Here is a 13,956-nt window from a genome sequence, read left to right as displayed (position 1 = left end):
TACCGACTAAACCGTTTTCTCCATCATCCTCGTGAATAGAAAATAAAAACCCTCACAATGAGGGTTTCTAAGATAAAACGCTAGTTTTTATGCCTCTCTTATAGGCCAATGCTCTTTGGTGGACAGATATAGGCATTACCCATATTGGTAACATTGGTTTGGGACATATGGCCACTCATGTTACCGTCAAAACCACTCATTGAACCGGTATTTCCGGCACGATTGGTAATGATTTGAATATAGTTGGCTCCCAAACGGCTTGCCTTATTTTTCAAATCATTCATTGCACCTTCTTCGAGATTTTTATTGGACGTCCAATCCCCGGTGAAGAAATTACCTTGATTTCCAACCACCTGCCCTACGTATTTACACCCTTTAGGCGCTGCATTGGGTGATGCAATGACACGTGCCGCTTGTGGTTCCAGTTTTATAGATGCACAAGCACTCATCAGTACAGAAACCGCAATAATAGAGCTCATTTTTTTCATTTAGAACGCCCTCACAAGGTTAAATGAAGAACAATTCTAAATACAAATAAAATTCAAATCAACTTGTTCAATTGAAGATTATTCCGCCCGTATAAAAGCCAAGGCCCCGTTTTAATGCTAAAGCAGAATGTTCTCTCTTTACTCCATTTTTAAACCTCTTTGCGGCTCCACTTCTTCGTGACCTTTTATCGCGTTCAATTGGCTTTTCATGTTTTGGACTGTTCCAGCTGCGGTGAAGACTGGTTTACAATCAAGAGCCCTGCAAATATCATTAATTAACCCTTTAAAGCCTGAGGTAACGGGTACTTTTGTTTCCAGCTCTCTCGCGGATGTTAAATGCCCTGCTATCTTAGCTTTATGATTTTTTATAATCTCTTCGGGTGTAATTACCGCCACTCCTGGCCCGGTTGCGGAAGGTGCAGTTAAAGCGGCCAGAGTCGTTTTAATTTCCCTACTCAACGAATCACACAGACTATTTACAACTTGTTTCTCTGCCGTCGAAAGTTTTGGATCGTTGTTGGTTTTTTCTTTATAAGATTTAATTTCCTCGAGCTGATCTAAATATTTATTAAGAACATCCGGTTTTACTTTATTCGTTTGTAATGAGGCGAATATCTGGTTGGCATACCGTTGTTCACTTTCCAGGATAGGTATCTCTTTTTCAGAGATAGGTCTTCCTGCATCGATCATGGTTTTATAGGATTCTGCTGTTTGTAAAATAGTTTCTAAAAAGCGTTTTTCATTGGGATCCTCGGCTGTAACACCTTTAGTTTTTAAAATCGAAATAAGCTCTTTTAATTCCTCTCGAGTTGTATTTGCTGCAATCACAAACGAGGAAATTTCATTTTTTTCATCTGCAAATTGATTGAATCGATCCAAGGTTCCATTAAGTTGCTCTTTAGCTCTAAGCCTGTTATTTAATTCTACCTGGCTCTGTGCCATTTGCAGTTTATATTCCGTTTTAGGTATCGCTCCTCTCTGCAATAAATCATCGAGTCCCTCTTCCATGGTGAAAAGGGTATCGTTAATGATCTGATCATTAACTTCTTTGACATCCTTAAGATTTTTAATGGTAGGTTGTATCAAGGCTTGAACAGCTTGTTTGGCCAGTTTTCTTGCTGAAAAAGGCATAATCTATCGTCAATAAAGAACCGTTTATTTTTTTACTATAGTTCACCCAACAATTAGTTGCGTAATTTTTAATCAAAACTTCTCCCTGTCCTTTCCTTACCCTTTAAAAACCACTCCACTGCTTCAATCTAGACCATATTCAGGCTACCATTAGCTAACGAAATATTAATTGAGACTCCTATGCGCCATTTAAGCGTGTTTGAAAATTTGCTATGCGGGATCGATGCAGCGTTGCGCACCCTGGTCCCCCCTGCACAGAGGATCAGCAAACGGAATACACCCGGTGCAGAACTTGCCATACCAGCATTGGCAGTAAAAGAACAGCGCCATGTTGCAGGCTTAATGCGGGTTAACCATGCAGGCGAAGTATGCGCTCAGGCCTTGTATCAAGGCCAAGCGTTGACAGCGCAACTAGGAAATATCAAAACCCAGATGGAGCAAGCAGCTGCAGAAGAAATTGACCACCTGGCCTGGTGTGAAGAGCGCCTGCATGAATTAAACAGTCAACCAAGTCTGTTGAATCCTTTGTGGTATTTTGGTTCCTTTATGATTGGTGCGTTGGCCGGCTTGGCTGGCGATCGCTGGAGCCTTGGTTTTGTGGCTGAAACCGAATTACAAGTCTCTGCCCATTTGCAAAAGCATTGGCAGAAATTGCCCATTCAGGACACAAAAAGCAAAGCCATCCTGACACAAATGTATGAGGATGAAATGCACCATGCCGATGTTGCCAAAGAAGCCGGTGCAGCAGAATTACCTTTTGTTATTAAAAAACTAATGCAGGGAGTATCTAAACTAATGACTCACTCCAGTTACCATATTTAATGATGAGTAATTTTCTTCTCATTCTTGGTGGCTTTGCTCTCGTTCTATTGAACGCTTTTTTTGTTGCCGCTGAATTTGGCATGGTAAAACTGCGCCACACACGAGTTGAGGCAATCAAAACGCAATATCCCTGGCGCGGCAATATTTTAGCAACGGTGCATCAACAGCTCGACGCTTATTTGTCGGCTTGTCAGCTGGGTATTACCCTGGCTTCTCTAGGTTTAGGCTGGATCGGAGAGCCCGCCTTTACTCGTCTACTCTCGCCACTATTATTTAAATTAGGCCTTGTCCAACCTGCTTTGGTTGAATTTATTAGTTTTGTTATCGCCTTTTCGCTCTTATCTTTTCTTCATATTGTTGTTGGTGAATTAATGCCAAAATCACTGGCTATCCGCCAAAGTGAGCAAATTTCATTGTGGACAGCTGTGCCCTTGTATTTTTTCTATTGGTTAATGTATCCCGTCATTTGGTTACTTAATTCTTGCTCCAATTATCTTCTGAAACGTTTGGGATTGGACATTATCCATCCAGGTGAGCAATTCCATTCCAGTGAGGAAATCAAACTAATCTTACGTTCCAGTCAGATCCATGGTGAGTTGACCCTGCAAGAAAGCAGTATTCTGGCCCATACGCTAGAATTGGGTGATCTGCGTGCTATGGATGTTATGCGTCCCTATGATGACATGATTATGCTTGATAGCCACATTGCCAGTGACCAATTAATTGAAGTCTTAAATCGCTATCGCTACAGTCGCTATCCAGTCTATGATAGAGCAAAGAAACAAATTATTGGCATCCTTCATGTGAAAGACTTACAACCACTATTACACGAAACACAAGCCAATAGGGAGTTGTCTTTAGAGGAATTAATAAGACCCGTGCCCAAAATTTCCTACCGACAACCCGCCTTGGCCTTATTACGCCAGTTTCAAGAGGGAATGCCGCATTTTGCTTTGGTTTATGGTCGTCAAGGGGCTATCGTGGGTTTTTTAACCCTGGACAATTTATTGCATCTGGTTATAGGTGTTATCCAAGATGAATTCCACAAAACTCATGATGCCTGGGTAAAACAGCGCGATGGCAGCATCATCGTGCGAGGAGACTGCACCCTCCATGCCCTTGAGCGCGCCTTAAATCATGAATTAACATTAAGTATCGAAGAGGAAGAAGAGGAAGTTGCTACCGTAGCGGGTCTGATATTACACCAGGTAGGTTCGGTCCCGAAAGAAGGAGACAGGGTTTCATTCCCTGACTTTCTTGCCATCATTGAGCGCATACAGGGAGCCCGTATTAAACAGGTAAGAATTATCCCTAAACACAGAGAGCATGCCAATTAAGTGTAAGGACAAATCATGGCGTCTGGTACTTCATTTATCTTGTTTGTTATTGTGATTGCCTTTGTCTTTGATTTTATTAATGGCTTTCACGATGCAGCAAATTCAATCGCTACTATAGTGACTACCGGCGTTTTGACGCCGCGCCAAGCTGTTCTATGGGCTGCCTTTTTTAATTTTATTGCCTTCTTAATTTTTAACTTAATGGTTGCAAAAACCATCGGCAGCGGATTGATTGACACCCATATCGTAGATGCGCCTCTTATTTTAGCCGCGTTGGTAGGTGCGATTTTCTGGAATTTAGTAACCTGGTACTATGGTCTACCATCAAGCTCTTCGCATGCCCTAATCGGTGGCCTTGCTGGCGCAGCACTTGCAAAAGCCGGGATCGGTGCCCTCAAGCTTTCTGGCTTTGTTAAAGTTGGCATTGGTATTTTTGTTTCCCCAGCGGTTGGACTATTGATTGGTTTTTTCCTTATCTCTCTCTTTGCCTATTTATCAAAGTATCAAGCTGAGGCCGCCCTTAATAGAATGTTCAAAGGCTTCCAACTGGCTTCCTCAGCCTTGTTAAGTCTGACTCATGGTGGAAATGACGCGCAAAAAACGATGGGGATCATCGCCGTTTTATTATTTTCTACCTCCTGGCTCGGCGATACTTTTTATGTGCCCTTTTGGGTTGTTATTTCTTGTCATTTGGTTATCAGCTTGGGGACTTTAGCAGGAGGCTGGCGCATTGTGCACACCATGGGCACAAAGATCACTGAACTTAACACCATGCGCGGCTGTGCAGCAGAAACAGGGGCAGCCATCATGATTTTTGCAGCCACCGAGTACGGTATTCCTGTTTCCACAACACATACCGTCACTGGTTCAATAGCGGGTGTCGGACTAATCAATGGTGTTAATGGCACCTACTGGCCTGTTTTAAAGCGAATTTTTCTCTCCTGGTTATTGACTGTTCCAGCCGCCGGAATAGTAGCAGCTGGTCTTATGCTAACCCTTCGCTAGGTGAAAAAAATAACAAAAATTTCTTCTATTACATTGGCAAGTAAGAACAAATACAAAGAAGTAGCACAATAGGCGATAAATAATAACAACCCATCCTTTTCCGATAATCCTAATCCAAATAAAATAATTAAGAGCGCAAGTACAAAATTACTGAAAGGAATTGGTAACATTAATAGCAAACCTAATCCCAGTAAAATAATACCGTGTACTCGCTCCATCACGGGCGAAGAAAGAAACTGCCAACGGGGTTTTAACAAAATCTCTATGCGTTTTAAATAAGGGGTAGTTCTATGAACAACATTGGCCAATTTCTCAGCCTCAATGCGTTGTCTTGCCAGCACCACGGGTAACCATAAAGAAGGCCTTGCCATAATAATATGCACCGCAATAAAAATAATGGGCACGCTAAAAATAAAAGAGACGCCAGGAAGTGCTGAAATCGGTAAAGCACTGGGTAGCGCAAAAAGAATAATAATTAAGCCGTAGGCCTGCTCACCCATGGCTTTAACGAGAGTCTTATAAGTCAGTAGCCCTTCCTTGTGTGTCTTTACAAGACGCTGTAACAAATAAGAAATACTGGTACGTTTCTGTTTTCTCACAATAACCTACGTACTTTCCTTGTGATTGAGTACACTGTTAAAACGGCCGTAGAACCAATAAAGGCCTATGCCAATCACCATCCAGACAATAAAACGGAGCATGGTAAACCATGGCAAATTAATCATTAGGTAAGCACAACTGATCACACCTAGAACAGGGATTAAAGGCATGAAAGGTGTTTTAAATGGTCGAGGTAAATCGGGATGCGTATAACGTAAAATAATTACTCCGATACAAACTGTGATAAAGGCAAAAAGAGTCCCTATATTGACTAACTCGGCCAAATCAGCAATAGGTATAAAGGCCGCCAGAATGGCCATCAAAGTTCCACAGGAGGCAATAATACGTATTGGTGTCTTAGTATGTGAATTAATCGAAGCAAAAAATTTTGGCAAAAGCCCATCGCGAGCCATCGCCAGGAACACGCGGCTAAGACCATAAAATAACACCAGCATGACGGTGGTCAAACCGGCTATAGCGCCAACGCCAACTAATGCAGCAGCTATTTTATGCCCCAGCATCAATAAAACATAACTGATGGGAGAAGAAACATTGAGTGTGCTGTAATGAGCCATCCCTGTTAACAACCCGGAAACAATAATATATAAAACGGTGCAAATAGACAGAGAACCTATAATACCTATAGGCAGATCCCTTTGCGGGTTTATAGCCTCTTCTGCCGCAGTGGATACAGCATCAAAACCAATGTAGGCAAAGAAAATTAGGGATGCCCCCTCAATCACGCCACGCCAGCCGAAAGGCATAAAAGGCTTCCAATTATGTGGATTAATATCAATCAGTGCTATCCCAATAAAAAGGAAAATAACCAGTAGTTTCACCAGCACCATTAAATTATTAAACCGAGAACTTGTTTTTACTCCATAAACTAATAAGGCAGACAAAATCAAAATAATAGTAAAAGCCGACAAGTTAAATATTCCACCATCGGAAGGACCATGCAGGAAATAGGGAGGTAAATTAATTTTTAATGCTCGTAAAAAATCATTGAAATAGCCGCTCCAGCCAACTGAAACTGCAGAAACAGAGATAGCATATTCGAGCAATAGATCCCAACCAACAATCCAGGCAATACATTCACCAAAACCAGCATAAGCATAGCCATAAGCACTGCCGCAACCTCCAATGGCAGCGGCTAATTCGGCATAAGAAAGGGCGGCAAAAGCACAGGCAAAGCCTGCTACAACATAGGATAAAATGATTGCCGGACCCGCTTGCGTTGCGGCAACAATACCGGTTAACACAAAAATTCCCGCGCCTATGATGGCACCAACACCCAGAAAAACCAAATCAAAAGCTGACAAGCACTTAGCCAAATGCGAATCAGTATCGACCGAATCATGAATAGCTTTTTTGCGAAACAAGTCCATGTTAGTATGCTCTCGACTAGGTGACGTTATAAATCGTATTAGGCTATAGCCCGTCATCAATGATGTCTGAATCACTTTAGCATTAAACCAAGTGGTGTAGAAACCCCGGACATATTGAACCCAGATGAAAAAAATTTTTATTGGCCTGTTACTCTTAATGATGACGAATATTGTCAGGGCAGAAAATGACGCAACGTGTTCTACCTGGCATGCGTGGTTTAAGCCTGTCTGTATCAGCCATCGCTTAAAGCAAATATGGACAGAAGGCAATAATGAACTATACCTTACTGGCTATGCCTGGCATAACCGTTATACCTATCCACCTGAAAAGATTAAAACTTATAATGAGCTTGCCTGGGGCGGTGGTTTAGGTAAGGGCCTGTATGATGAAAACGGTGATTGGCATGGACTCTATGCCTTCGCTTTTCTTGATTCACATAAAAATGTCGAGCCAGTGGCTGGCTATGCCTTCCTTAAAGTTGCGCATTTAAGTGACAACATGCGAGTTGGCGCAGGGGTTGCCGCCCTGGTTACGGCACGTCCGGATCTTAATAAGGGTATCCCCTTTCCAGGAGTTCTCCCCTGGCTATCATTTAATTACCGTCAAGCGACCCTCTCCGCTACCTACATTCCTGGCATGTCAAAACGTAATGGAAATGTCCTGTTTTTATTAGGGAAATGGACCTTTGATTTGATGTAATTTCGAGACGTCTACTGATCTTACAAATTATTCTTGCCAGAAAGAATCGCGCTTGCTAGTCTGGCGATTCTAATCCACATATGCCAAGGAGATTATTACATGACGTTAAAATCCCTTTCTATCGCTTTCGTTAGTGCATTGGTAATTTCTGGCTCTTCGTTCGCGTTCAACAGTCCTTCCAGTTGCCCGGATGCCAATTTAATAAAAAGCACCAAGATGGCGCTGGCTCAAACATTATTACGCGATATGTACTTAACTTATAACCTTAGCAAATACGGCACTCAAAATTCCTGGCTTTTTACAATGGGGCCTATTCCTGCTGAATCCGCAGAAAAGGCTGTCGCTGAAGGGAATAAGCGATTGGTCAATCTCTCTGGAAATCCTGTACCCCAACAGGATGAAGAGGAGATCTGGGTTTGTGTTTATAACATGAGAGATGATCACACGCTTGCGGTGGCTTTCCAGTCTGATTCCATGCTGTCTCCACTCAAAGTAAAACAGCTCCTCAATACTAGACATTAATGAACACGGAAGCGTTGCTTCCGTCTATTAACGGTAATGACTATGCCTCGATGCGCCTGGTGCACTAAAGATCCCCTCTATATCGCCTACCATGATGAGGAGTGGGGCGTTCCTATTAGAAAACGGGAAAAGCTCTTTGAAATGGTTCTTTTGGAGGGCATGCAGGCAGGCCTAAGCTGGTTTACTATTCTCAAAAAAAGGGAAGCCATGCGCAAAGCGTTCTTGGATTTTTCACCAGAAAAACTGGCTATCCTGACCGACAAAGAGCTGGAGTTGTTACTCCATAGCGAAGGTATTATCCGTAATAAATTAAAAATTAAGGCGGTTCGTACTAATGCCATCAGTTTTTTACACGTAGAGGCGCGAGAAAATATTGTTGATTATTTCTGGCAATTTACCGATGGACAAACTATTCAAAACAGCCGGCAAAGTCTCACTGATGTTCCAGCAATTACTCCGGCTTCGATTGCAATGGCCAAACAATTAAAAAAAGATGGTTTTGCTTTTATGGGGCCAACGACCTGCTATGCGTTCATGCAATCTGTAGGCATGGTAAATGATCATGTTAAATCCTGCTTCCGTTGGCAGCAACTGCAATCCTAAATTGGAAGCCAGGGATATTGGCTTCTTATTCTCCATACTTTATTCCACTGAGTGAAACGGTTGAATTGGCAGATCTGCAATCTGCGGCGGCCAATAACCATTGGGTTGACCCTGGTGATGAATTGGTTTTTAAGAGGGAATAACCGTATCAATAACTCCTCATTGGATATAGCAATGGGAGCTGATTTCTTTTAGACAAACCCGCTCAATCTTCGTTATTCGCGCCGTTAAGTATTCAATTTGTGACTATAATTTGAAAAACATTTCAATTAAATGAATTGATTATATAAAGAGTTAGGGTCTGTTTGCATTGATAGGTAAACAGGCTCTATGTAGCTGGTCAAAGGATGGGAGCCGCTGCGATGAAAATCAAACTACTTTATGTATTAGTGGCACTGATTGTCTTCAGTCCATTAAGCTTTGCCAAGAAGGTTATTATTCATGGTTTTCCTGTCCAACTTCATGCCAATGGTAATTACTACGATTTCCCGGATTACTATTTCTATGACCATCCCGAGAGTAACTATCACTTTGTGATTTTAAACGGGGTAAAGCGCGTTTGTTATTTGTCTATCAAGAGAGAGTTTGCTGCCCTCGATAGAGTGCGCATCCTTCTTGAAATTAAAGAACAAACCTTACCCTGGAATTGTTATGCCTTTAATCCGCAATTTTTTGAAGTAGATTATTGAGGAAAGGCTTCTAGCAAGATTACCAATTGTCGCTTGCAGCAGCTATTGGCTTACATCCGTCTTATGCATGATAGAGCGCTTGAAAGCCGTGATATGACGATAAGCGTCATCAATTCTGCTTGCTTTAATCTTACCGGTTTTTACCCTGGCTTCAATAATATCAATCACTACCTTGGGATCCTGAGGGGACTCAGAGAGCTGATTGCCAAAGATGAACATGTCTGCGCCAGCATTGATGGCCAGGGTTAACGCATCTTCCAAGGCAAAATTAGCACTAATCGCTTTCATTTCCATGTCATCAGTAATAATGACGCCATCGAAATGTAACTGCTCCCGTAGCAGATCCGTTAACACCTGATGAGACAAAGTAGCAGGTAACCCTGATTTATCAAGGTTCCGATTGACAATATGGGCTGTCATAATCATGCCACAAGTCCCATTACTTTTGGAGAGTAATTTAAAAGGCTCCAATTCGGACGCTTGCCAAGTATCAGTAACATCTACAAAGCCTAAGTGAGAGTCGGCATTGGCACTACCATGCCCAGGAAAATGTTTATAGGCACACTGAACACCGTGTTGTAAAAAATAATGGGAAAAAATCCTGCCATAACGTGTGACTTCAGCTGGATTAGCAGAAAAACTACGTTTTAATTTGGCGATAATGGGATTGTCTGGATTAGTATTAACATCAAGATCCGGCGCAAAATTTAAATTGAATCCGGCAAGTTCTAGTGTTGCCCCCATCGTGTCAGCTATCTGCCCCGCTTTCTCCAGACCCATTTTACCAACAAGCTCCGCTGCAACCGTTCCGGGAAAACCGTAATCTTTACTTAATCTATCGACTTCGCCTCCTTCATAATCAACTGAAATTAGTAGAGGCAATTGCGGACGATGATGCCTTTCATTGGCACGCCAATTACTCAATTGCAAATAATGGTTTAATTCTTTTACCTGAGTTGGACTGGCTATATTTTTATCAAAAATTTGTGTGCGCTGATTATAATCAAATAAAATAACACCACCAATGTTATCCTCATTAATCGCTTTGATGACCGGCGAATCTCTGTCTACGGTCTTGCCATCAAATCCTATGATTAGCATTTGGCCAATCTTATCGCGTAAGCTAACTTCCTCAGCAATGGCCGAATGAGTAATAAAGAGAGCACAAATGACTGCTAAAATCCTAAAGCATTTCATAGATTAGCCTGCTAATTGAAAGCGAGAATGATAACAATTTATCCAAAAAGAATCAATATTGATTTTTTTGACTCAAAATTACCAATGCCGATAACATGGATTGGTAGTTTAATTCAGACTATGCTACTTTTTACTTTAAGCCATTTCAGGATGATTACGATGAAACCATTTATTGAGCAAGCTCAATTTTATGCTGGATACCATCAAAAACCTATCACTCGCTATACGCATTTTGCCGGTATTCCCTTGATCATTTTTTCCTTAATGATTTTTCTCGGTTTTTTTCATCTGGTTATTCCAGGAATACTCGACACCAACCTTGCCGGAATAGCGACTATTGTCTTACTTGTTTATTATTTCCGTCTTAATTGGCGCCTGGCATTAGCCCTTACCCCCATTCTCTTCTGTTTATTATGGATAGCTGATGTTATTAGCTATGCAGGTCCAACAAGTGGGGCCTTATGGACTTTTATCATTACTTTTGTTCTTGGTTGGGGGTTACAATTCCTTGGCCATTTTCTAGAAGGAAAAAGACCTGCGTTTATGGATAATTTCTGGCAGGCACTGATTGCTCCATTATTTCTAACCGCCGAGGTATTTTTTATGGCCGGCCACATGCAGGAATTAAAGGAACAAATTTATGGCAGCCCTGAAGAGCCACAGCCTCAGGAGCCAGTAAAAAAATCCGATTAACCCCTAATTATCAGCCTTGGTAATGAGGAAACACTGGTGGATGCGTTTATTACGCTTGAAATCCAAATCAATGGTTTCAGCGCTAATATCCACTACCTTATATTTTTCGTTAACCTGAGGCGCTAGCTTGAACTGTCTTAAATTGGTGGAAAAATACAAACTGCCACGAGGATTGAGTAAGGACATGGCCGCATCAATTAAATCTTGATGATCACGTTGTATATCTAAGGTAGCAGTCATCCGTTTTGAATTGGAAAAACTGGGCGGATCCAGAAAAATCACATCAAACCGATCTCGTGTGAGTTTAAGCCACTCCATGCAATCGAAATGAATAAATTGGTGCTTGGACAAATCAAGGTGGTTAAGCTTGAAATTATCTTCAGCCCAGCTTAAGTAGGTTCTTGATAAATCAACATTTGTCGTCAAGGCGCCGGCCAAGGCAGCCTGTACACTGGCACTGGCTGTGTAGCAGAAGCAATTAAGAAAACGGGTCCCGGGCGCTAATTGGGCAAAGCGCATACGCAAGAGTCTGTGATCAAGAAATAGCCCTGTATCCAGATAGTCATACAAATTCACTTTCAACTTGGCACAGCCCTCCTGTACCGTCATCGTTCGTTGAGTCTGATTCATTTTTTGGTATTGGTTAGAGCCTTTTTGTTGTTTACGCTGTTTAACTACCAATTTATCGGTCGCAATACCCAACGCGCGCGGAACGACCTGAATAACTTCCAGACTACGCTTTTCAATTTTATGCGCAGCAATGGATGCTGGCGCGGCATATTCCTGCAGGACGGCATGATCATTATAAATATCAATAGCATAAGCATATTCTGGTAAGTCGGCATCATAAATACGATAGCAACTTATCTGATTACGCTTTACCCATTTTTGCAAATGCTGGAAATTCTTCGCTAGACGGTTGGCGAGCATCTGGGCTCCTGATGACAAAGAACCATCCTCACTGCTTTTTAACTGGTTCTTGGCATCAAGGACAAAACAGTATAATTTGCACTCCAAAGCCCCATTAAACAAGGTATATTGTTTACCGGCACGTAAACCCAAGGCCTTGGCAAGCATTGGGTTAGACGTTAAAACAGCCGCTTGCCATCCCTGATAATGAGTATGGATAGTAGCGCCTAGTTGTTGGTAGAGTGGAACCAGGTGTGTCGCTTCACCCAAACGCTCCCCATAAGGCGGGTTGCAAATCAACAAGCCCTGGGCATCAGAGGGCTGGCAATCTTTGACAGCCTGCACAGCAAACTCGACTAAAGGCAGCACGCCAGCCCGTTCAGCATTGGCTTTGGCAGCTGTAATTAACCGTTGATTATTATCCGTTCCCTTCAATTTTACTTTGATGGGTTTTACCTGTTGTAAGGCCTGCGCTCTCATCTTTTCCCATAAAGAGGGTTGATGCTGTGCCCAGTATATCAACGATTGATCATGGCGTAATAAACCAGGTGCAATATGACCAGCCATCATTGCGGCTTCAATAACCAGGGTGCCGGCACCACAGAAAGGATCATGCAAGGCGTAACCATTAGCAGCTAATTGTGGCCATTTTGCCCGTATTAACATCGCTGCGGCGATATTTTCTTTTAGGGGAGCTTCGCCGGCCTGGGTTCGATAACCACGCTGGTGCAAACTATAACCGGTCAAATCAAAACTTACAGTGACGATGTCGTGTTTTAAATGGGCATGCAGGCGAATTTGCGCTTTTTCACGATCGATCGAAGGGCGCATCCCTTTAAATTGGCGAAAATGATCAACAATGCCATCCTTGACTACTTGTGCGCCAAACATGGAATTTCTTATATGTGTTGAAGAACCATGAAACTCAATAGCCAGCGTTTTATCGGCAGAAAATACCGTTTGCCAGGGAAATTGATTACAAAGCTGATAAAGAGTCTGCTCATTATGGGCTTGACCACTAAACAGGAGAAGCTGCACACGATTAGCCAGGCGGGACCACAAGCACAACTGATAAATCACGGCTAAATCAGCTTCCCCGTAAACACCCTGCGGGCTCACACGAGTAATCCGTAAACCCAGCGCCTTAACCTCTTCTTCCAGCAGGTATTCCAAACCCTTCGGGCAACTAATAAATAAGGAATAATTCATTATAAACAAGCTCTTAAAAAACGAAATAGGGCCTTTGAAGCACCAGTATGTTTGCCGCTGATTTGTTCGTCGGCTGCTTTCTTTACCAATTGGCGCAACTGCTGCACATCCGTGGGTTGGTAAGCAGCTATAAATTCAGTGAGGGCTTCTTTCCCCTCATTAATCAGGCGATCTCGCCATTGTTCCAACTCATGAAAAGCAGCCGTTTGGGCACTATCTTCAGCGATAATTGTTTCATAGGCAGCCAGTATAGCCTCGCTATCAGCAGCTCGCATAAGTTTACCAATCAGTTGTGCTTGCCGTCTTATCGCACCATGGCTCTTGATGGATTTAGCATCAATAATAGCCTGACGCAAATTGGGGGGTAATGGCAACGTATCAAGTTTAGTCAAACTCAACGCGATTAATTTGACACCTACCTTTTGCAAAGCATCAGCGTCACGCTTTTTTTGTGATTTACTTTTCGGTTCTTCCATCAAACGACCCTTTAAAAACTAATCTATACACTCGGTCTGAATGCTCTCGTTTCATCGTACTCAATGTGTGATTGCTCCATCCAGGTGAAACTTACAGGGAACCCAGGAGAAGAAAAACAGTATTTCTTATTTTAGCATCTTTGCTGCTTTCTCCGACAGTGTCTCTATCAGGGTCTGCTGACATTTC

General features: G+C 42.4%; 15 protein-coding genes. 8 read left to right on the top strand and 7 right to left on the bottom strand.

Annotated features, from left to right (window positions below):
- Positions 1 to 98 precede the first annotated feature (98 nt).
- The gene (locus DYC89_RS00195; RefSeq protein WP_115219970.1) at positions 99 to 488 is read right to left on the bottom strand and encodes a DUF4156 domain-containing protein; all 390 of its coding nucleotides are present in this window, start codon (positions 486 to 488) and stop codon (positions 99 to 101) included.
- Positions 489 to 626: 138 nt separating this feature from the next.
- On the bottom strand, positions 627 to 1,619 hold the full coding sequence (locus DYC89_RS00190; RefSeq protein ID WP_115219969.1) for a hypothetical protein: 993 nt from the start codon (positions 1,617 to 1,619) through the stop codon (positions 627 to 629).
- 180 nt (positions 1,620 to 1,799) lie between these two features.
- Here DYC89_RS00190 and coq7 point away from each other — a divergent pair, with 180 nt between their 5' ends.
- Genes coq7 through DYC89_RS00175 form a run of 3 tightly spaced genes read left to right on the top strand, consistent with a single transcriptional unit; the run spans position 1,800 to position 4,783 of the window.
- Positions 1,800 to 2,441: a 2-polyprenyl-3-methyl-6-methoxy-1,4-benzoquinone monooxygenase gene (gene coq7 / locus DYC89_RS00185; protein WP_115219968.1), complete on the top strand. Its 642-nt coding sequence runs from the start codon at positions 1,800 to 1,802 to the stop codon at positions 2,439 to 2,441.
- Positions 2,442 to 2,443: 2 nt separating this feature from the next.
- Positions 2,444 to 3,778: a hemolysin family protein gene (locus tag DYC89_RS00180; RefSeq protein WP_115222599.1), complete on the top strand. Its 1,335-nt coding sequence runs from the start codon at positions 2,444 to 2,446 to the stop codon at positions 3,776 to 3,778.
- A 15-nt stretch (positions 3,779 to 3,793) separates the two neighbouring features.
- Complete coding sequence (locus DYC89_RS00175) at positions 3,794 to 4,783, top strand: inorganic phosphate transporter (protein WP_115219967.1); 990 nt, start codon at positions 3,794 to 3,796, stop codon at positions 4,781 to 4,783.
- Here DYC89_RS00175 and DYC89_RS00170 read toward each other — a convergent pair.
- Together DYC89_RS00170 and DYC89_RS00165 are read right to left on the bottom strand one after the other, a co-directional pair.
- A complete protein-coding gene (locus DYC89_RS00170) occupies positions 4,780 to 5,382 on the bottom strand; it encodes an exopolysaccharide biosynthesis protein (protein WP_115219966.1) in 603 nt (200 codons plus the stop codon). The two genes, DYC89_RS00175 and DYC89_RS00170, sit on opposite strands and share 4 nt — an antisense overlap.
- A 6-nt stretch (positions 5,383 to 5,388) precedes the next feature.
- Entirely contained in the window at positions 5,389 to 6,771 is a 1,383-nt protein-coding gene (locus DYC89_RS00165) for an amino acid permease (RefSeq protein WP_115219965.1), read from the bottom strand.
- A gap of 124 nt (positions 6,772 to 6,895) precedes the next feature.
- On the opposite strand from DYC89_RS00165, the gene pagP reads away from it, so the two are divergent.
- The 4 genes from pagP (at position 6,896) to DYC89_RS00145 (ending at position 9,285) form a co-directional block, all read left to right on the top strand.
- Complete coding sequence (gene pagP / locus DYC89_RS00160) at positions 6,896 to 7,471, top strand: lipid IV(A) palmitoyltransferase PagP (RefSeq protein ID WP_115219964.1); 576 nt, start codon at positions 6,896 to 6,898, stop codon at positions 7,469 to 7,471.
- Between the two features lie 99 nt (positions 7,472 to 7,570).
- Positions 7,571 to 7,993, top strand: a complete 423-nt coding sequence (locus DYC89_RS00155; RefSeq protein WP_115219963.1) for a DUF4949 domain-containing protein — start codon at positions 7,571 to 7,573, stop codon at positions 7,991 to 7,993.
- A gap of 42 nt (positions 7,994 to 8,035) precedes the next feature.
- Entirely contained in the window at positions 8,036 to 8,596 is a 561-nt protein-coding gene (locus DYC89_RS00150) for a DNA-3-methyladenine glycosylase I (RefSeq protein ID WP_342767862.1), read from the top strand.
- Between the two features lie 362 nt (positions 8,597 to 8,958).
- Positions 8,959 to 9,285 carry a hypothetical protein gene (locus DYC89_RS00145; protein ID WP_115219961.1) on the top strand — a complete coding sequence of 109 codons (327 nt, stop codon included), beginning with the start codon at positions 8,959 to 8,961 and terminating at the stop codon, positions 9,283 to 9,285.
- Positions 9,286 to 9,327: 42 nt separating this feature from the next.
- Here the strand turns inward: DYC89_RS00145 and DYC89_RS00140 are convergent, their stop codons facing one another.
- Positions 9,328 to 10,482: a glycoside hydrolase family 3 protein gene (locus DYC89_RS00140; protein WP_115219960.1), complete on the bottom strand. Its 1,155-nt coding sequence runs from the start codon at positions 10,480 to 10,482 to the stop codon at positions 9,328 to 9,330.
- Between the two features lie 159 nt (positions 10,483 to 10,641).
- Between DYC89_RS00140 and DYC89_RS00135 the strand changes: the two genes are divergently transcribed.
- Positions 10,642 to 11,175, top strand: coding sequence for a DUF962 domain-containing protein (locus DYC89_RS00135; protein ID WP_115222598.1), 534 nt, complete (start codon positions 10,642 to 10,644; stop codon positions 11,173 to 11,175).
- A gap of 3 nt (positions 11,176 to 11,178) precedes the next feature.
- Here DYC89_RS00135 and rlmKL read toward each other — a convergent pair whose 3' ends face one another.
- Positions 11,179 to 13,293 carry a bifunctional 23S rRNA (guanine(2069)-N(7))-methyltransferase RlmK/23S rRNA (guanine(2445)-N(2))-methyltransferase RlmL gene (gene rlmKL, locus DYC89_RS00130; protein ID WP_115219959.1) on the bottom strand — a complete coding sequence of 705 codons (2,115 nt, stop codon included), beginning with the start codon at positions 13,291 to 13,293 and terminating at the stop codon, positions 11,179 to 11,181.
- Positions 13,293 to 13,769 (bottom strand): ribosome biogenesis factor YjgA, encoded by a 477-nt coding sequence (gene yjgA / locus DYC89_RS00125; RefSeq protein WP_115219958.1) that lies wholly within the window; start codon positions 13,767 to 13,769, stop codon positions 13,293 to 13,295. Before yjgA ends, rlmKL begins: the two co-directional genes overlap by 1 nt.
- Positions 13,770 to 13,956: the final 187 nt, after the last annotated feature.

Origin of the sequence: Legionella donaldsonii (genome assembly GCF_900452385.1) — a bacterium.
GTDB classification, from domain to species: domain Bacteria; phylum Pseudomonadota; class Gammaproteobacteria; order Legionellales; family Legionellaceae; genus Tatlockia; species Tatlockia donaldsonii.
The sequence above is the reverse complement of the archived record's forward strand: the minus strand, read 5'-3'. Positions and strand labels throughout refer to the sequence as shown.